Source organism: Paenibacillus sp. FSL H7-0940 (assembly GCF_037979415.1).
Taxonomy (GTDB): domain Bacteria; phylum Bacillota; class Bacilli; order Paenibacillales; family Paenibacillaceae; genus Paenibacillus; species Paenibacillus amylolyticus.
The window spans coordinates 1,684,879-1,704,782 of the sequence record NZ_CP150280.1; the positions used below are offsets into that span (position 1 = coordinate 1,684,879).

Consider the following 19,904-nt stretch of genomic DNA (forward strand, 5'->3'; position numbering starts at 1 on the left):
TCACAGCTTGTTCACCAAAGCAGGCAGTAAGTAGGGTATGCTTCCTTGCCCTTCGGCGCGTAAACCTTTAAAGTAATTAGTATACGTAGAGCAGAGGAGGTGAACCGGATGAATATGAAAATAGAACTGGTTCCCCGGGAACGCAGTCAGGTGATTCGGCATTTAATGCAATTTTATTTATATGATTTTACCAAATACCTGAATATTGATGTGGACAGTAACGGCATTTTTCCGGAATATCCCGGTCTGGAGGCATTCTGGGCAGAAAAGGACCGCAAGTTTCCTTTTTTGATTACAAGTGATGGGGCACCTGCAGGGTTTGCTCTGGTGGAGAAATTGGAGCCTGGTAGTAAGGATAATGACTACTATTTGACTGAGTTTTTTGTGATGCAAAAATATCGGCGTAGTGGGGTGGGCACTCGGGCAGCCTACGAGCTGTTCAAACGTTTTCCAGGAAGATGGAAAGTGACCCAGGTTCGTAACAATGTTATTGCGCAGGCGTTCTGGCGAAAAATTATAGGGGATTATACCGGAGGCCGCTTTCGAGAGAAGTTCCATCCGGAACTGGGCAATCCAAGCCAGTATTTTGTAACCTGATTCCTATCGGGGTTTACCTACATATAAAGCGTTCTGCTTGAATGCTGAAATTAAGAATCTGATGAAGGAGTGAGTGACATGAACGTACCCACATTCCATCTCGATGGACAGACAGCACTGGTGACAGGTGCAGGGAGAGGGATCGGAAAAGCAATTGCGATTGGACTTGCCCAGTCAGGCAGTGACGTTGTACTTGTATCCCGAACGATGAAAGAAATTGAGGAGACAGCCGCCTACATCTATGAACAGACAGGGCGTAAAGCGCTCGCTCTGACTGCGGATGTGACATCAAAAGAACAAATGGAAGAGTCGTTTCAAGAGGCAATCTCGGAGATGGGTAGTCTGGACATTCTGGTGAATAACGCAGGTATGAACATACGGACACCAGCACTTGAAGTAACGGACGAGCAGTGGGAGACCATCATGCAGACAAACTTAAAATCGGCTTTCTTCGCTTCGCAGTTGGCGGGTCTGCATATGAAAGAACGTGGGACTGGGAAGATCATTAACATCTCTTCGGTAGGCGGTCACACGGCTTTACGGACAGGGGTTGTATATGGCGCGACCAAAGCTGCGTTAATTCATATGACCAAAGTGCTCGCACTGGAATGGGGCAAGTATGGAATCCGTGTCAATTCAGTAGGGCCATGGTATTTCCGAACACCTCTGACTGAAAAACTGCTGGATGATCCCCAGTATTTGCAGGAAATTGTCAGCCGTACACCGCTACAGCGAGTGGGAGAACTCGAAGAAGTGGTAGGGCCGGTTGTATTCCTGGCATCAGATGCAGCGGGATACATAACGGGTCAGACGTTATTGGTTGACGGTGGAATGTCCATTTATGGCTTTTAAATAAATGAAGTTGGTTGCAGTTTGGAAAAGTGGGTGGCATAACCAAATCATGGGTAATAACATAAGGGAAGTTGAAGTTGATCTGTATTTCTATTTATCTGTACCCAATTCACTGAACTTGGAGGAAGATAACCATGGAAACGCGCAAGTACGGTAATACTGGCATGAACGTAAGTACACTTGGATTTGGCGGAGCGGAAATAGGAAAAAATGTATCCAAAACGGATGTAGCGACATTGCTGAATAGTGCCCTGGATGCTGGATTAAACGTGATAGACACGGCTGAATGTTACGGTGACAGCGAGGAATTAATCGGCAAGGTGTTGTCACATCGGCGTGATGACTACTATTTGTTCACCAAATGTGGACATGCTGCCGGGATCGAAGGCCCGGATTGGGATGCCAAAGTACTGGAGCAAACGATTGACCGCAGTCTGAAAAGGCTGAAAACGGACTATGTGGATGTTATCCATTTGCATAGCTGCTCCGAAGAAGTACTCCGACAAGGAGCAGTGATCGAAGTGCTACAGCGTGCCAAGGAATCAGGTAGGACCAGGTTTATCGGATACAGTGGGGATACAACAGATGCGCTATATGCGATTCAGACCGGAGTATTTGACAGCTTGGAGACTTCATTAAATATCGCAGATCAGGAAGCAATTGATCTTACGTTGCCTGAGGCAAGGAAGAGAAACATGGGTGTCATCGCGAAAAGACCAATTGCCAATGCGGCTTGGACGTATGATACACTTTCCGAAGAGGCTTATCCATTTATATACTGGAAGCGCTTAAGCGAACTGAACTATGGTTTTCTGGGTGAAGATGCCCAGGCAGCGGTAGAAACAGCACTGCGTTTTACGCTAAGTACCGAAGGTATAGACACAGCTATTGTAGGAACAGCCAAGCCTAATCGCTGGCAGCAAAATGCTGATCTTGTGGCTAAGGGGCCACTTCCACAGGAATTGTATGATGAAATTAGAGCACGATGGAAAGAAATCGCCGGAGCAGATTGGACTGGTCGGACTTAAATTGGAAATATTAGCGAAGCCGCCATATGGCGGCTTTTTTTACGACAAACATAAAATATTTTCAACATATGAAAAATTCACAACAACTTTCGGATCAGGGGCTGCGAAAAATTTTAGGGAATAATGTCTATACGTCAGCTTAGTTCAAACGGGTGACAAAGGATGAAAGAGGAAAGATCCCAGGAAATATCCCTTATTATAAGCGACTAAATTTATAAAAAACGACGAAGATATTGAGAAAATACGAAAAATAGGCAATCTACGTTCAATTTAAAAGAAATAACGACTAAGTTATAATATTTCAACATATGAAAAATTCACAATAGAAAGATCATTTTCTCACCTTAGTTACCATCTCTCATATAGCTACATTGACGCACCACCAAGTTTAAAAGGAAAACCATTTTAAGCGATTGAAGTCAACCACTTTTTTTGCGGATTTAAATCAAATTGAAAATATATCTTTATGAATGATGCCTAGAAGTTTGCAGCTTAAATTCATCATGAGAATGATTTTAACATATTAATTATTATGTAAACCGATAACAATTCTTTTGGAAATACAGACATAAAACCTCCATGACCTGTAAATCGTAAGGGGATAAGGCAGAAGGAGGAGCTTCATGAAAAGTCAGCAACACCGTAAAAACGACGACGAAAAATTAAGTTGGGTCAGCCTATCCTTGTTTGGCGCGGGTTGCACACTGGGAACGGGATTTTTTCTAGGAACCAGTCTGGCGATTCATTGGGCCGGAATATCTGTACTTATATTGTTGGTGCTGGCGGCGGCAGGTACTTACTTTGTATTTGGTGCGCTGGCACAGATGACGGCAGATGATCCAAAGGAAGGCGCTTTTCGAACGTACGCGGGCGAAGCATTCGGACCTTGGGCTGGTTTTGGTAGTGGATGGATGTACTGGTTTTCTGAAATGCTCATCATGGGCAGCTCATTAACGGCACTTGGGCTGTTTTCTCAATTCTGGTTTCCCAAGTTTCCGCTTTGGGCATTTGTTGCGATCTATGCCGCTATAGGTCTGTTTATTGCTGCACTGGGAGCGAAGGGATTAACCAAAACGGAGAATATTCTTGCTGTAATCAAACTTGCTGCAACGGTTGCATTTATAGCTATAGCAGGAGCGGCTTGTCTGGGTTGGTTACCTGTAAAAGTAACACCAGAGCAATTGAAGAATGAATGGTTCCCGCATGGAGGTAAAGGGGTATGGACCGGTTTCATCTATGCATTCTTTGCTTTTGCCGGGATCGAGGTCATGGGTTTGATGGCTGCTAACCTGAAAGAACCAAAAGATGCAGTGAAATCAGGTCGAGTAATGTTATTATCGGTGAGTACACTCTATGTGATTGCAATTGCGTTGATCCTGTTGCTTGTGCCTTCCGCTCAGTTAACTCCAGATGAAAGTCCGCTTGTCAAAGCCATGTCAACCATTGGATTCACCGTTGTGGTCCATATTCTCAACGGAGTTCTGATTATTGCCGGATTCTCAACGATGGTGGCTTCGATATATGCAATTACGTCCATGTTGGTGAAACTCGCAGAAGATGGAGATGCACCAAAGCTGTTCACGAAGACCTGGGGAAAAAAGGACATGCCACTTCAGGCATTGTGTTGTACAGCGGCTGGATTAGTCCTGTCTACGTTGATGGCATTATGGATGCCCAAGAGTTTGTTTGAATATGTGACGACAGCAGGTAGTCTGGTATTAATGTATACATGGCTGCTCATCTGCATCACGTACATTAAAAAAATGAAGCCCGTGAAGTGGAATCGCATCAAAGTGTGGATTGCCATAGTATTAATTGTGGCTGCTGTGGCTGGGACAGCAATGGAAAAAGCCAGCAGAACGGGTCTGCTGGCAAGTGTGGGACTTTTGGTGTTCCTTGGGATCATCACGTATGTTGTTCATAAGGTACGTGGCTCGAAAGCATCGCAGTCAGCACCATCCAAACCATAAGCAACTCTCAGCAACTTTCGTGGAGGTCGTACAACGGATTAATGAGTGCTTTAAGATTATTTCGTCAACTTGCCTAAGGCTTGCTTCATCCGCATGAATGGACATTTGGAAGGTGTCTGCTCATCATCAGGCAGGAAATACTGTTTCCATTCCAGATTATCCTGCTGACCATACCACATCAGCGAAGGGTGAGCAGGTACAGCATCATATGCAGCGAGACGTTTGCGAATTAAGGTTTTCATTTTGCGGCCAAGAGGGGTGTTGTCATTAATGGATTCGAATACCCACCGTGGTTGAAAAGCAAACATGAGATAAGGAAAATGCCGGCTGGCTCGGAGTTCATGTGCAGGAGTTGCACAGAAACAAAAGTAAGGCTCTCCGCCAAAGCAAAACTCCCATGATGAATCATGAGGATCGGTTGAAATATGTTCTGGCCACGGCTCGGTATCGTGTGAACTTACCCGATTGAGCATTTGCCAGAATAACGTCTGATATTGCTCTACCGTTGTATGATCTTTCAGATCACTTGGCGTCTCACAGATCACGACCATCGAAGCGTAATGACCAGTGTCTCTGGAGACAGGACCATATTGTCTAAGCAGATCGGCCATATCTTCGGCAGCATGTTCAGATCGGGGGTCACACGTAAAGCCGTACCTCAAATGCCCTGACAGAAATCCCATTCGTCCAGGTACACACGGATACGTATTATTTTCATCGGCGATCATATCTGCAAATTGCGAATAAGCGTCCTGCTGCCAAGATGGAAGACGCTCAAACAAGGTGTTTATTTCGTCGGCACTATACAGCTCCGCCATTGATTCCCAACTCCATTCCACATGATACCGTTACAGTATTAATGTGGGGGAAGTTGGGTGACTGTCCAGCCTGATTTTGTTGTCAGAAAAAAATGGAACGTACAGCTTCGTACCCGAAATACAAACCAAATCCGATCAGGCAGATTCCCGAAATGATGGAAATCCATCGCAATACATTTTCACTGCTATGTTTGTGGAATCGACTGGCCATTCCAGCCATAATGACATCCCACACCAGGATACCAATGAATATGCCTGAACTGTAAAGCAGTAAATGAGCGGTATCCGTATGTTTCACAGTTGTCGCAAGAATGGAGCCATAGATCCCAAGCCAAAACAAAATATTCAGTGGATTGGACAGAGCCATCAAAAAGCCGGAAATAAAAGATTTTCGAACAGTCGCCTCCGCAGTAGAAGTACCTTGAATGCCTTGTTTCAGCTTCGAGAGCGTTTCCACTCCCGTGTAAATCAGAATAAAACTGCCAAATGACCAGAGAAAAGAGCGCATGAACGGCGTGTCCAGAAAATGGGCAACTCCAAAATAAATCAGCAGCATATACACCAAGTCTGCAAACATAGCTCCGAGTCCTAGAATCCAGGCATGCATGAATCCGTGGCGGGCTCCACGGTCGAGTTGGGCGGCGTTAATCGGACCGATTGGAGCGGACAATGATATTCCCAGAATGATATAACTGAACAGTACAGACATAAACACGTTCACTCCTTAACGGGTTCGATGAATTGTACCAGTCGTCACAGAAAATGGGTACAAGTCATCGTATTCCCGCAAGGAGTGAATTAGAACAAACTACTTTTATCTCATACTGCGTCAAGGCCTTGTTATTCTGTTAAAGTTCCACATCCAATTGAATTGGGGTGCAGTTGTACCCGTTGCATGAGCTTTCTTCACAAGGACAGGCGGAGAGCCCAATCGTGAGATCCATTAATGCCTCCATCTCGATATAATCACCTGCACGAGAGTCGGGAGCTACAACATCAATCTTGCCTTCACTGTCTACAACGGACTTCATAAACAGGTTAAATGGATAGTGTTGATCTGGTGGTAGAATCCCGAAGGGTTCCAGTGCCGTGTTCAGATTGTGATAACAACTCGCGTGATCCTTTTTGTCGTATAACACCTCATACATCTCGGGACGACAAGCGGAGTTGAAGAAATCATGTACCCCAACGGTGTCACGGACAATCTTGAGTAAGGGTTGATATTGATTGGAATACACAAATTGTCCTGGTTTAATGCGATAAGTACGCAATACGTCCATTGTCACGCCGGGGTCCAAGCGATGGTTAGCATCCATAGCATCGTATGCCACAAAATCAATGATTTGCTGTCCCTCCAGATCAGTTATGCGTAGTAAAGAACCCTTGCTTACTTTCAGGGCATATCCCGTTTTGGCTGGGATACGATAAGACTGTTTATGGCGCTGATTCGTATTCATCCGTCACATTCCTCCGCTACTTTTTGCTTTCAGTATGCGGAGCAGATGAAGCTTTCATGCACTTTTATGGCGATGCACTCTGTACTCAGGCAGGAACATCCAATGGTAAATTTAACACACCACATAATACGTCTTTATGCTGGAAATAGTGGATTACCTCTCATCCCGATCCAGAGGTCTGATTGTTCAAGCTGTCCAGCCAGATGTAATAACCAATCTTCGCGTCCCTTGGTTGCCATCACTTGAACGCCCATTGGCAACCCTTCAGGTGTCATATGCAGAGGTACACTTATCGCAGGCTGACCTGTCAGATTTGCAAGCTGGGTGAACGGTGTATACGTAAGACTTGGCTCAAACATTTCATAGATGAGTTGCTGCTGCTGGGTCTTGTCCAATTCACTAATTCGCATCAGATTACGGATCTGTTCGTCATGAGGCGTTAATTCACCAATCTTAGGCGCAGGAAAAGCATTAACAGGTGTGACGTAGAAGTCATAACGCTCGAACAAAGTGGACATCTGGGCTGCAGCTACATCCCATTCAGCTAAGCTATGTACAAATTCCGCAGCGGACACCTTTTTGCCTGCTTCAGCCAGAACCCAAGATTCAATCTCCATATCATCGGAGGTCAGAGCCCGGCCCATGGATCGTTCCATGGAAGAGATCATCGCAGCCATCTCACTACTGTTCATCATGTAATAGTTCTCCATCAACCGAACTCCATTGACTGGACTCAGTTTTTCTTCAACATGATGACCTTGATCTTCCAACCAGCGAACGAGCTTGTATACAGACTCTTTGGCTTCTGCGCTGACAGGTGTTCCCACGGGCGAATCCGTTGTGTATGCAATTTTCAGTTTGCGTTGATGTGGATAGCTCATATCAGCCAAGTAACTGCCTGGAAAGAGTGGAGCATGGAACGCAGCTTCGGGCTGAATGACTTGTAACGTATCAAGCAATGCAGCACTGTCCCGAACCGAGCGAGAGAGGGCGAAATCAATCGATGCGCCTTGCCATTGACGACCAACTCCCGGTCCTACAGGTGTGCGCCCGCGGGTTGGCTTCAATCCAAACAATCCGCTAAAGGAAGCCGGGATACGAATCGAACCTCCTCCGTCACTGGCTCCGGCAAGAGGAACAATACCCGAAGCTACAGCAGCAGCGGCACCACCACTTGAACCACCCGGGGAGTGATTGATATTCCATGGATTGCGAGTGGGACCATGAAGACGGGGCTCGGTAATATTTTTTAAACCAAATTCAGGCGTATTGGTATGTCCTATGAAGATAAAGCCTGCATTACGGAGTCGAGTGACAAAATTGGAATTGCGTAATGCACGATGCTCGCTGAACAAACGGGAGCCTGAAGTCAGAAATTCACCTTCCAAGGATTGCGAAATATCTTTCAGGAGCAGGGGAACACCGGCAAAAGGTTGTTCTCCAGGTCGAACCAAACCGGCTTCCTCCCGTGCACGAGATTCATATGTACGAATAACCGCATTAAGTTGCGGATTCACTTCTTCAAGGCGTGCAAACGCCGCTTCAAGCATTTCAACCGGGGATACTTCCCGGGATCGGATCAGTTCAGCCAAACCTACGGCGTCGTAGGAGGTATATGAGAATGAAGACATTATGATCGTTCCTCTCTGAATATAATTCATCTGTTTATTCCATATGTCATCGTACCACCGGATTAGACAAAAGACAAAACATAGAAGAATCGTAGTGCGATGATATGGATATTCGTTATGAGGTTGGAGGGAAAGAGGGGAGTATTTGCATTTGCGATATAGAAATAAAGCACAGGGTTAATAGTTCATATTGCTAATTGAGAAAATGAACGAGTAATATCGAGTCATGGAAATAAAAAACCACTGCTCATCTAATTTGATGTGCAATGGTTTTATTTTATATTTGACTATTTGTTTATATGTGAACCTCAGATATATCTACTTATTCTGTACGCAGCTTTGGTGCAGCATCGGCCGCAGTTGATGATCTTTCCTGCTGTCTGGAAATGGCGAAGAGGGCCACCCAGATCAGAATAAAACCAAGCAGCTGCTCCCATGTAATCAGTGTACGGAAAGCAATCCAGTTCACCAACACACCCGCCATCGGGAAGCTGAGTTCCGCGAGAGTTGCAACAGATGCTTTGGTTGACGACAGACCTTTGTAATACAACAGAAGACTGAGCAAACCTGGTAACAATGCCTGACCGAGAATGTTGAGGATGACAGCAGTCTGTTCACCCGTTCCGGACGGGAACGTCCATGCTGCACCTTCATTCCACGTCATAAAGATCAGGAGGGGAAGAGCAACGACAAAGCGCAGGGAGGTGACCGTTTCATAACGCGCCTGACCCAGCATCAATCGTCCCATAACAGTTGAACCTCCCCATAAGGCAGCGGCCCCAAGGGATAACAAGCTTCCAGCATGAATCCAGTTGTCCCAGTTACCTAATGGCAATGTGAAGCCAAATGTAAGCAGGTACGTTCCTGCTAATGCAATGAAGAACAATCCACCGAAGCGACGTGGCAACGTTTCTTTTAATAACAGTTTAGCCAGCACGATAGCGAAGAGTGGTTGCATTTTTTGCAATAAAAGCACCGTGTTCGGATCGTTATGTGTTAGTGCCATGGTGAACAATACCGTTGCGAGTGCTGATCCTCCCCATGAGATAAAAATCACGGCAATCCAGTGGCGAGCGCGCAGGTTTTTCAGGTCAGACCGGAATTTCCACAGCACGGGAATGGCAATAAGACTGACGATGATATGTTCCACCAGTACAATCTGCGTGGATGTCATCGTGTTTAGCAAAATAATTCGGAAGAGTGGGTCGACCCCCCATAAGGCGGCGCCGAGAACTACAAGCCAGAATCCGGTATTACTTCGTTCCTTGCGGTAAACAGGTGATGCTGCTGATGTCTTTTCCATATTCAGGACTCCTTCGTCAGAACACGGAATCTTCAGTTGGCAAAATCGACAAAAGCCCCCGTTTTGGTATATACCAAATAAACGGGGGCTCATCCAAGGACATGCGTCAGGAAAGAGGCCTTCCCGTGAACGGCATGTCAATGTGTTGATCTTCTCTCATCCGGACTGTACCGTCGGCCTTGGATTCACACCAAGTCAGTCGCTGAATGTCCTTCGTTAAGAACAATTAGCGAGTCGCGGGCTGGTTCCGAAGAACATCACCGCCGGTTGGGAATTGCACCCTACCCCGAAGATCCTATTCAATTATATAGTGTGTTGAACAAGCTGTAACATTAATAAGTTCATCTTATTCCTGTAAGCGCTAGCAGTTCAAGCATTATTTTTAGAAAACGATTTTCCAACTTCCTTGCTGTCTGCGAAGAAGCACGATCTGACCTGCGTGATACGCATCATGGAGTACCCAGCGAGCTAGTTCGTGTGCCCATTTCTCTTCGGAATCCATATATGCGGCTTCAAGATCTGACTCTTGTAGTGCAGCCAATTGATCTAGCAACTGCTGGGCTAATCGAGTTGTACCCTGCATCAGTGTATTCCAACCAGCTGCATCCGTTGCATCTCCCGGATTCCCAAACGTGTATTCATTGGAGTCTACAGCAGGAAGGGTAGGCTCCTTACCCTGCATGCGACATAATAAGCGATGGTTGTAATAATACATATGGTTAACCAACTGCCAGATGCTTAATCCCCCTGAAGGTGGAATCCAGGCTGCTTGTTCTGCTGTAAGACCCTCCAAGGATTTTGACAAAGGTACAATCCAATTACATTGATCCCAAGTATCATCCTTTTGAATAAGTAACACATCTAGTGCTGTTGTTTTTGTCATTGCCTTTTCCTCCTTGCGTATAATTGTGATTTGTGATGTAACTAGCTAAAACTGATTAATAAGGTTACACTTAATATAACACATCAAAGATGAGTTGTAACCTTCTTTATTTAATTAGATAGTTACGATGAACGGAGGTATATATGGACAGGTTATGGACCGATTTTGTAAACAGCGATTATCATGACTGGCGTGGGGGAGATCGATCGGAGGACAGGCTCGGGAAGGCGAGCTGGCAGCAAGATTTTCTGGAACGATGGCAACTTAACGCTTCTGTCCCTGCATCTCCAGAAGATGAGTTGTCGATGAGAAATTTCAGGAATGAATTGATAGCTCTTGGAACCCGCTTGTCTTCTGGAGCATCATTAACGGATATAGAAAAACAATGGTTGAATGGCTTTATGGAAGCAGGACATGTGAGAAGAACATTGAATACAATTGATCAGGAACTGAAACTCCAACTGGTAGCTGTGGAAGCTCATTGGCATCAGGTTATGGCTGAGGTAGCTGCTGATTTTGCATTGACTTTGGTGGAGGGAGAAGGGCGCAGGATTCGGATCTGTGATAATTCGGATTGTCGCTGGATGTTCTATGATGATACCCGAAGCAGAACACAGAAGTACTGTGATGATAAGATGTGTGGGAATCTGATGAAGGTCAGAAGATTTCGAGCAAAACGTAAATCCCAAAATTGATAAATACTAACAATAACTATATAATGTATATATACTAGCGAAAAAATAGTCAGAAGCAGTACAGATTCGTAAGCAGGATGTGATCGTCTTTCAAACCAAAATAGATGGGAGATGTTTCTTGTGCGGACAAGTTATCTGTTGAAAAATGGCTGTGTGTTGTCGATGGATGCTAAAATTGGACAGTATAAGAGGGCGGACATTCTGATTCAGGATTCACTGATCATGGCTATTCAGCCCGACCTGGATATTCCGGATGCGGAGATCATTGATGCTTCATCGATGATTATTATGCCTGGGCTGGTGGACACGCATCGGCATATGTGGGAATCACTTGTCAAAACAGCGGGAACCAACTGGTCGTTACCAGTTTATTTGCAAAATCTCTATTATGGTGCGATGGGAAGCAAGCTCCGCCCACAAGATAGTTATATTGCCAATCTGATTGGTTCCTTGGAAGCGCTTAACGCAGGAGTGACGACAGTAATGGATTGGAGCATGCCATATTCCCCTGACCATACGGATGAACTGATTCGTGGACTTCAGGATGCTGGCATTCGGGCGGTATTTGCTCACGGAGTACCTGGTGAGACGGACTACTGGAATCGGGATAGTCAACTCACGTATTCGAATAATGATGTGAGAAGAGTCAAAGAACGTTATTTTTCATCACGGGATCAATTGCTTACTTATGGGCTTGCCATTCGTGGTCCGGAGTTCAGTCATTGGGATACAACCGTGAAAGAGATCGAGCTAGCACAAGAACTGGATGCGATCTGTTCCATGCATGCCGGATTTGGCAGTTGGGGATCTGTGGATCGCTCGATCAGTCACTTGTACGAAGCGGGACTGTTAAGTCCACGGGTGAATATCGTTCATGGTAACACCATGGGCATGGATGAATACAAAATGCTGGCAGATAGCGGTGCTTCCTTGTCGGTCACACCTGAGGTTGAAATGATGATGGGTCATGGATATCCGGCCACCGGCTATTTTCTTGAACATGGGGGAACACCTACACTTGGTGTAGATGTAGTGACGTCTACAGGCGGAGATATGTTCTCGCAGATGAAGTTTGCACTTCAAGCTGAACGATCCAGAGCCAATGAACAACTTTTGCAGCAGGGTGAGATGCCTGGTGAGTTGAACTTGCAGTCCAGCCAAGTACTGAGATTTGCAACTTCAGCTGGTGCCCAGGCATTGGGATTGGAGCAGAAGGTGGGTACGTTGACCCCAGGGAAGGAAGCGGATCTGATCATGATTCGTACCACCGACTTGAATATGTTCCCCGTTCATGATCCAATCGGCGCTGTTGTGCAATTTGCCAATCCATCCAACGTGGATACGGTCTTTGTGGCAGGTAGACTCGTGAAGCGAGAGGGTAAGCTGTTGAATGTTGATCTGGATGCGATTCGTCATGCGGCGATGCAGAGCAAAGATTATTTGTTAACCCAATACAGGATGTCAGATGCAGAGAGAATTGCTTTCTCATAATTTACTTTTTCATAAAAACCTGAAATGAAGTCAGTTCGTATTTTTATATACACCTCTACCTATAGTAAAAAATAAAGGGCCGCATAATGATATGTGGCTCTTTGACATGCCCTTCATATCGTCGAATTAGACAGGATAAGGGAGGAAGGGACAGCGAAAAAAGACGAAAAGAGCTCTCTTTTTCTTAACTTCAGATAACAAGGTACCAAAGATGTTTTTCGCAGAAAATTATGCTCATAAAAACTGCGCATAATATAAATTATACGTAGTTTTGTTTTAAATCCATTTTCATATTCATCCACGTGCAACAGATCATGATAAATTTCGCGGAAAAAGAACAAAATAAGTGATCTTCAAAAATAAATTTAACCAAGCAACGCGATAACGTGTAGAATTCGATAGGTTTTTATAGGTGATCGATAAGATAGAACAAATGACTTTTTCATAGAACAGATGGGAAGCCATCCAATCGCTGCTACATCCATAGCACATTCAAGATTCATGACGAGAGGAACATGACTATGCGTGAGAACAAACAACGATCTTCATTATTTCGTAAAAAACCAATTGCCTCGGAGGGTGATAACAGCAGTGCATTGAAAAGGGCGCTCGGTCCGTTGGACTTAACCACACTTGGGGTGGGTGCCATTATCGGCACAGGGATTTTTGTGTTGACTGGTGTAGCTGCCGCAACGTATGCCGGCCCGGGACTTGTACTGTCATTTTTGCTGGCAGGTATCATATGTGCATTCGCGGCATTGTGTTACTCGGAATTTGCCTCAAGCATACCGGCATCGGGTAGTGCGTACACGTACAGCTATACGGCTTTTGGCGAAGTGATTGCCTGGATTCTGGGATGGGATCTGATATTAGAGTATGGTTTTGCGAGTGCGGCGGTAGCCAGTGGATGGTCTGGATATTTCCAAACGTTATTGTCCGGATTCGGGCTGGAGTTACCACATGCTCTTACGAGTGCGTTCAGCCCGGAAAAGGGAACCTATTTTGACATCACGGCGGCGGTCATTACGTTAATTATCACTTTCCTGCTTACCCGAGGGGTGAAGGAAGCTGCTCGTGCGAACGGCATCATGGTAGCGATTAAAATTATCGTGGTGTTGATCTTCATTGGTGTAGGTGTTTTCTATGTAGAGCCAACCAACTGGCAGCCATTTTTGCCTTTTGGTATCTCGGGTGTAACTGCAGGGGCAGCGACGGTATTTTTTGCCTACATCGGATTTGATGCGGTCTCTACAGCGGCAGAAGAAGTTAAGCAGCCACAACGGGATTTGCCGATTGGAATTATTGCGTCACTGGCAATCTGTACGGTTCTCTACATTGTTGTATCGTTGATCCTCACAGGGATTGTGCCTTATAACATGTTGAATGTAAGTGATCCGGTTGCGTTTGCATTTGAATATGTCCAACTGAAGGGATTGTCCTGGATTGTATCTCTTGGAGCGATTGCCGGCATTACGACCGTATTGCTGGTTATGATGTATGGTCAGACACGTCTGCTCTATTCCATGTCTCGGGACGGACTGCTGTCACCGGTCTTCTCCAAGGTCAGTGGCAAAAGTCAGACACCAGCGGTAGGGACATGGGTTGCGGGCATTATCGTGGCTCTGTTCTCCGGGTTCATCTCGCTGGGACATTTGGCGGAGCTTACGAACATCGGAACGTTGTTTGCTTTTGCAGTTGTAAGTCTGGGCATTATCGTGTTGCGTAAAAATAACCCGGATCTCAAACGCGGATTCCGCGTTCCACTTGTGCCACTGATTCCGATTCTGAGTGCATTGGGTTGTGTATACTTGATGACACGCCTTGCGGCGCTGACATGGATTACGTTTTTTGCTTGGTTGATCATCGGATTGATCATCTACTTTGCGTATGGACGTCATTACAGTCATCTGAATCCGGCACGCCGGATCTCGAGTGCTTTCAGAGCAAAGGATAAATAGATTAGTTGAGAACGTCTTTAACCGAGAACATCTTCATTTTTCCTCATTTCGTATCGCTTAGGCGAAGCGGGATGGGGATTTTTTTATCTAGAAAGATAAAGGATGATAACAGCAGGGGAAGGTTGGAATTTTCTTCATATATGGGTAAGTAATAAGGGACGTAACCAAGTTAATCACGGGGGCGGGGTTGCGGCTAAGCCAAATATGAAATATATTTGGGGATGTGACATGCCATCAGACATAAGAGAGGGGATGTATCATGAACACACCATTACATACGAATTCAGATCATCAAAATGCAGCTTTTGGATTTGCATTAGCTGACTCATCCGTACTTGCAGAGGCACAATTAGTTGTTTCACAATCAGGAGGTGCAGGTGACCTACAGTTAGATATTGATCCGCAGCGCCTTCTGAAGGATGGACGTAAAGTATCTGTCATTGCACAACAGTTGGACTCACCGGTCAATCGTCAGGATGCCAATATCATCTATGGTCAGGAGCTGGCATACGTGCAGTATGCTGTTAACCTGAAACCGGATAGCTCAATCTCCATTGCATCTATTGAAGGCGTTGAACAGTCTGTTAATCTTGGTTGGTCAGTATTTACAGAGGGGGAATACGAACTTCGAATCTCCCTGCATATGAAAACACCTCGTATTGCTGAAGGTACACTCGAACCTGAACAACTTGCAATGGTTAAGTATGCGCAAGTTATCACCGTATATATATTGCTTTTTCCGGCAGAAGCAGCGTCGTTGAGTTCACCATCTCAAGCTGTGTGGAGCAGAAACCATCATGTGTTTGACTCCTACGGGAGAGGGGGATTTATTCTCGCTGATCTGCCTCGACTCGCTGAACGTGTAGAGGAACTGATGGGACCGGGTAACCATAATCTGATCGAGCAATTTGCCGAAGGCAATCTGTCAGATACGTTGCTGGAAGAGGGGATGATGGCGATCGCCTGGGGCGTGACTCCGTGGTGTTATTCACTCTATTCTGCACCAGATGAGCAGTCTGCTCGAATACTCGCCGTGGACAAGCTGGGCGATGAACCTGAACGGCAAGGGATCTACCATCTCGATCCGTCCATTCAGCAATTAAGTATCGTACCTGCGAATGAGCTGGCTTATTGGCCTGCCTGTGTGCAGAATGATTGGCCTGTTATTGATGTGGCGGGTGAAGGCGAGACGTTGCATATGGATCTGTATACTCAGATCTGTGAATCCGTGAATGGGTTGCACGAGAATCCATTGCCATCGTTTGTACTTACTCGCAGTCAAGGCAAACCCGAAACGATCATTCCACTGATTGATGTTGTCATTGTGGATGAAGCCTAGGGGCTCTGTTCAGCTTAAGAAGGTTGTTCTGTCATGGCAGTGCCCGTGTAAATAATCTTAGTCAACTTATAAAGAACCGAATTGAGGTGACGTAGACAGATGATGACCGAGGAGATTCAGGAGCAATATGCGGACGAGCTAGAAGCTTTTCACATATGGATGAAGGATGCCGGATATACAGGCCATACGGTAAAATCATACACGGGTGACGTGGTGGAATTCCTGGTCTCCATTCAAGGAAAGTCACTGGAGCAGGTCAAAAAGCTGCATGTGTTGTCTTTTCTGTCCCGTGCCCGGGAGCGTGGGGTTAGTGACGCCACGAGAAATCGCAAACATGCGGCGGTGAACTGTTTTTACAAGTCCCTCATTGAACTCGAATTGTTAACGAATAATCCGGCGTTTGGGATCAAAAAATCCAAAACCGAGAAAAACCGTGCGCCTGTTTTCCTTGATGAAAGTGGGCTGACACGTTTCCTGGAGTCGGTAGAAGGCAAGTATCGCACACGTAATCTGGCTGTTTTTCTACTGATGGGATATATGGGATTACGGGTTGGAGAAGTGCATGCGTTGGATTGCAAAGACTATAATGCGGAGCGGCGTACATTAGATGTATTTGGTAAAGGCCGTAAATGGCGTTCACTCCCTGTACCGGAGACTGTGGCAAAAGTATTATCTCAAGCGATGGCTGAGCGTCTCGATCCTTGGCGGCCAAAAGAGGAAGCACTATTTGTCTCGCAAAAAGGGAAGAGACTGTCGATTCGCAGCATCCAGCTCATATCTACGGAAACCTTTGAACGCTTCCAGCAGGAATCACCAGCCAATCAACGTCAAAACTACTCCAGTCATAAGCTGCGTCACTCGTTCGCGACCATGATGTTACGGCGTGGAGCCGACTTGCGTACGGTACAGGAACTGCTTGGTCATGCATCGATTCAAACAACAACCGTGTACACACACGTCACCAGTAGGGAGAAAGAAGAGGCTATGGCTCTGCTGGACGTAAAACTTCCGACATATTAGAAGAAAAAAGCCAATATTTAATCCGAAAAGGAGTCTGTCCAAGTGACAGGCTTTTTTTGTTATTGATTTGGATGGTGGATATTTAAACATAATTAATATTATGTAAACTAATATCTGAAATCTAAATAGGCCTATAATAGAAATCAAACAAAAGAACCATTCGCCTCTTCTCTTTAGAAGAAACAAATGGCCCTTTTGGCTAAGACAGATATCTTAATTTACAACTTTTAACGTGCTGAATCGTTCACGATATGAATGATTGCGCGATTGAATTACTCGAGTCCAGCGATCTGTTCTTTTAATTTGTTAGCAGAAGCCTGGAAAGCCACTTTTTCGGTTTCATTCAACGGAAGAGGCAGAATTTCGCGCACACCGTTGCGATCGACAACACATGGAACACCCAGATAAACATCCGATACACCATTGTAATCTTCAAGGTACGTGGATACGTTCAGAACGGAGCCTTCGTTGCCGAGAATTGCAGCTACAATGCGGTCCAGAGCAAGTGCGATTGCATAGGAAGTCGCTCCTTTGGCATTAATAATCTCATACGCTGCATTTTTGGTACGGTCGAAGATATCCTGTTGTGTTTCTTCATCCAATTCCAGATCTGTTCCTGCAACGTTAGCCAGGCTCCATACCGGTACTTCGGAATCTCCATGCTCACCAATAATGTGTGCGTGAATACTACGCGGGTCGATCCCTTTATTTTTACCAATCAGGTAACGGAAACGTGCGCTATCGAGCAATGTACCTGAACCGATGACACGGGAAGCAGGCCATCCACTTTGTTTCCACGAAGTATAGGACAAAATATCTACAGGATTGGTTGCAATCAGTAAAATACCATGAGAATTCACTTCAGTAATGCGCTCAATAATATCTTTGAAAATGCTTGCATTTTTCTTCAGCAGATCAATCCGGGTTTCGCCTGGTTTCTGGGAAGCACCGGCTGTAATAATAATGATATCTGCATCTTTGCAGTCGGAATAATCGCCAGCCCATACTTTCACGCCTCCCGTAAATGGAAGACCGTGGTTCATATCCAGCATTTCGCCGGTTGCTTTATCATGATTCACATCCACAAATACCAACTCGGACGAACGCTGTCTCAACATTAGCGTGTATCCCGTTGTTGTTCCCACCGCACCCATGCCTACAATTACGACACGACTTGGTTTCAGAGCTGCACTATTTGTCATGTTCAATATCCTCTCCTTTTTGGGTTATACTCCCATCCATATTAAGGGATTAGAGAATATAAAGCGAGTGTTGTCTATAAAATAGTTCACATTTCATGTCTTTTTACCAAGTATTCCGTCGAAAAACAGTTTAGGATGAAATTAATGGTAATAAATGTGCGACCTATAGCCCAGAGTATGAACTGGAAAAAGGGAGCGGTCCAACCATGAGTGGGCAATGAGCCTTTTACATAAGGTTTGTGGTAGAATAGGAGCAGTGGATTCTGATGAATCGTAAATAAAACGCCATAGGACAGGCATGCGCGCCTGTATATTGGATGAGAGAGGTGGAACCCACTTGCGTTTGCAATGGATTAAAATCGCGCAGACAGCATTGCTGTCTATAGGTATAGCAGCTGTATTGGCTGCATGCACCGACTCAGATCAACCTCCGGTAGCAGAACCTCCGCAGCAGCAGGAGGACGCCGGGAATACAGGGCAGACATTAACTGTCGTTCCCCCTGTGAACAGTACAGAATCTGCAGATATGGCCAAGTACCAAATACAGACCCGTTTGACCGATTTTCAGTTGCTCAATGACAACGGAGGATTGGCGTGGGGTGTGACGCGGAATGCGCTGCGCCTGTACTACACTCAGGATCAGGGAAAGACCTGGACCAATATTTCACCTTCGGAAAATGTACAGTTTCCGGCTAACCCTAAATATGGACAAAGCATTTATTTTGTAGATCGTGCGCACGGTTGGATTGTTCGTGAAGGTATGGGTGGAACAGATACTATGGTGCTTCGCACCAATAATGGGGGCGTAACTTGGAGTCTGTCTTCTCTTTCCAAGACGGATAAAGTGACTGCGATCTCATTTGTATCTCCTGAAAAAGGCTGGATTCTCACTACGGTCGATACCGCTATTGGTAAACAGGACAAGAAACTTTACTTCACCGAGGACGGTGGAATCACCTGGAATCGGATGTCATCCAGTGATGAAGAGGGCAAACAGGAAGCAGAAGAGATTTCCAAACGTGGATACACCACGGGCATGACTTTCTCGGATCCAAAACATGGTTTCTTAACAGCGCTGGAGTTCGGCACACCGAAGTTGTATGTAACATCAGACGGCGGAGAAAACTGGAATACTGGACCATCCTTCTTTGATCGAAACAAATTCAACGGGTGTGGTAATTTCAGTGTTAGTTCACCACAATTTTTTGGACGTGAAGCGCAGTCAGCCTGGATGTCAATGTCCTGTTCTCAAGGAGAGAGCACAACATTCAATGGATTCTTTACCACCGATGGCGGTAAGAGCTGGAAGCTGTCCAATTTCACTTTAAACAAACAAACGGGTCCGAATCGTAACCTTTCACCGGTATTTTTGAACGCGTTGGAAGGTTGGGCGATGCAAAAGGGCATAACCTACCACACCAAGGATGCGGGCAAAACGTGGAGTGCTCTTCCTGCAAGCAGTGTACTGGAGAAAATTCTCGAAGATTATCCGGAGATTGTGAAGATGCAGATGGTTACCCCCAAGCTTGGCTGGATATTGGTTGAAAATACAGATGCCAAAAGATCGTTGTTATTGCAAACGGTAGATGGCGGTGTACATTGGAAAGTACTCTAAAGTAGAGTGTTATCGATGTGAATAGATAGGAGAATGGAGAGGAGC

General features: G+C 45.5%; 17 protein-coding genes and 1 riboswitch. Of the genes, 10 read left to right on the forward strand and 7 right to left on the reverse strand.

Annotated features, from left to right (window positions below):
- The first annotated feature begins 108 nt into the window (after positions 1–108).
- From MHB71_RS07505 to MHB71_RS07520, 4 genes are all read left to right on the forward strand, one after another.
- A complete protein-coding gene (locus tag MHB71_RS07505) occupies positions 109–597 on the forward strand; it encodes a GNAT family N-acetyltransferase (protein WP_036613700.1) in 489 nt (162 codons plus the stop codon).
- Between the two features lie 78 nt (positions 598–675).
- Complete coding sequence (locus MHB71_RS07510) at positions 676–1,449, forward strand: glucose 1-dehydrogenase (RefSeq protein ID WP_076250275.1); 774 nt, start codon at positions 676–678, stop codon at positions 1,447–1,449.
- A gap of 134 nt (positions 1,450–1,583) precedes the next feature.
- Positions 1,584–2,477 carry an aldo/keto reductase gene (locus tag MHB71_RS07515; RefSeq protein WP_340029196.1) on the forward strand — a complete coding sequence of 298 codons (894 nt, stop codon included), beginning with the start codon at positions 1,584–1,586 and terminating at the stop codon, positions 2,475–2,477.
- Between the two features lie 623 nt (positions 2,478–3,100).
- Positions 3,101–4,447, forward strand: a complete 1,347-nt coding sequence (locus MHB71_RS07520) for an amino acid permease (RefSeq protein WP_340029197.1) — start codon at positions 3,101–3,103, stop codon at positions 4,445–4,447.
- Between the two features lie 56 nt (positions 4,448–4,503).
- Here MHB71_RS07520 and MHB71_RS07525 read toward each other — a convergent pair whose 3' ends face one another.
- From MHB71_RS07525 to MHB71_RS07550, 6 genes are all read right to left on the reverse strand, one after another.
- Positions 4,504–5,265: a YqcI/YcgG family protein gene (locus tag MHB71_RS07525; protein ID WP_047843355.1), complete on the reverse strand. Its 762-nt coding sequence runs from the start codon at positions 5,263–5,265 to the stop codon at positions 4,504–4,506.
- Positions 5,266–5,347: 82 nt separating this feature from the next.
- Positions 5,348–5,974 carry a LysE family translocator gene (locus MHB71_RS07530; protein ID WP_017688112.1) on the reverse strand — a complete coding sequence of 209 codons (627 nt, stop codon included), beginning with the start codon at positions 5,972–5,974 and terminating at the stop codon, positions 5,348–5,350.
- Positions 5,975–6,113: 139 nt separating this feature from the next.
- Positions 6,114–6,722 (reverse strand): urea carboxylase-associated family protein, encoded by a 609-nt coding sequence (locus MHB71_RS07535; RefSeq protein ID WP_340029198.1) that lies wholly within the window; start codon positions 6,720–6,722, stop codon positions 6,114–6,116.
- A gap of 134 nt (positions 6,723–6,856) precedes the next feature.
- Positions 6,857–8,353, reverse strand: coding sequence for an amidase (locus MHB71_RS07540; RefSeq protein ID WP_340029199.1), 1,497 nt, complete (start codon positions 8,351–8,353; stop codon positions 6,857–6,859).
- A gap of 322 nt (positions 8,354–8,675) precedes the next feature.
- Positions 8,676–9,656, reverse strand: a complete 981-nt coding sequence (locus MHB71_RS07545) for a DMT family transporter (protein WP_074095439.1) — start codon at positions 9,654–9,656, stop codon at positions 8,676–8,678.
- Between the two features lie 144 nt (positions 9,657–9,800).
- A riboswitch (FMN riboswitch) is annotated at positions 9,801–9,954 on the reverse strand.
- Between the two features lie 84 nt (positions 9,955–10,038).
- Positions 10,039–10,539 (reverse strand): DinB family protein, encoded by a 501-nt coding sequence (locus MHB71_RS07550; RefSeq protein WP_340029200.1) that lies wholly within the window; start codon positions 10,537–10,539, stop codon positions 10,039–10,041.
- Positions 10,540–10,682: 143 nt separating this feature from the next.
- On the opposite strand from MHB71_RS07550, the gene MHB71_RS07555 reads away from it, so the two are divergent.
- The 5 genes from MHB71_RS07555 to MHB71_RS07575 all read left to right on the forward strand — a co-directional run bounded on the left by MHB71_RS07555 (position 10,683) and on the right by MHB71_RS07575 (position 17,042).
- Positions 10,683–11,234, forward strand: a complete 552-nt coding sequence (locus MHB71_RS07555) for a CGNR zinc finger domain-containing protein (RefSeq protein ID WP_340029201.1) — start codon at positions 10,683–10,685, stop codon at positions 11,232–11,234.
- 111 nt (positions 11,235–11,345) lie between these two features.
- On the forward strand, positions 11,346–12,725 hold the full coding sequence (locus MHB71_RS07560) for an amidohydrolase family protein (protein WP_340029202.1): 1,380 nt from the start codon (positions 11,346–11,348) through the stop codon (positions 12,723–12,725).
- A 521-nt stretch (positions 12,726–13,246) separates the two neighbouring features.
- Positions 13,247–14,683, forward strand: coding sequence for an amino acid permease (locus MHB71_RS07565; protein WP_253509053.1), 1,437 nt, complete (start codon positions 13,247–13,249; stop codon positions 14,681–14,683).
- Positions 14,684–14,942: 259 nt separating this feature from the next.
- Entirely contained in the window at positions 14,943–16,022 is a 1,080-nt protein-coding gene (locus MHB71_RS07570; RefSeq protein WP_340029203.1) for a hypothetical protein, read from the forward strand.
- A 99-nt stretch (positions 16,023–16,121) separates the two neighbouring features.
- The gene (locus MHB71_RS07575) at positions 16,122–17,042 is read left to right on the forward strand and encodes a tyrosine-type recombinase/integrase (RefSeq protein WP_047843346.1); all 921 of its coding nucleotides are present in this window, start codon (positions 16,122–16,124) and stop codon (positions 17,040–17,042) included.
- Between the two features lie 272 nt (positions 17,043–17,314).
- On the opposite strand, the gene MHB71_RS07580 is transcribed toward MHB71_RS07575, so the two are convergent.
- Complete coding sequence (locus tag MHB71_RS07580; RefSeq protein WP_036613729.1) at positions 17,315–18,244, reverse strand: L-lactate dehydrogenase; 930 nt, start codon at positions 18,242–18,244, stop codon at positions 17,315–17,317.
- Positions 18,245–18,581: 337 nt separating this feature from the next.
- Between MHB71_RS07580 and MHB71_RS07585 the strand changes: the two genes are divergently transcribed.
- On the forward strand, positions 18,582–19,859 hold the full coding sequence (locus MHB71_RS07585) for a YCF48-related protein (RefSeq protein WP_340017660.1): 1,278 nt from the start codon (positions 18,582–18,584) through the stop codon (positions 19,857–19,859).
- Positions 19,860–19,904 lie beyond the last annotated feature (45 nt).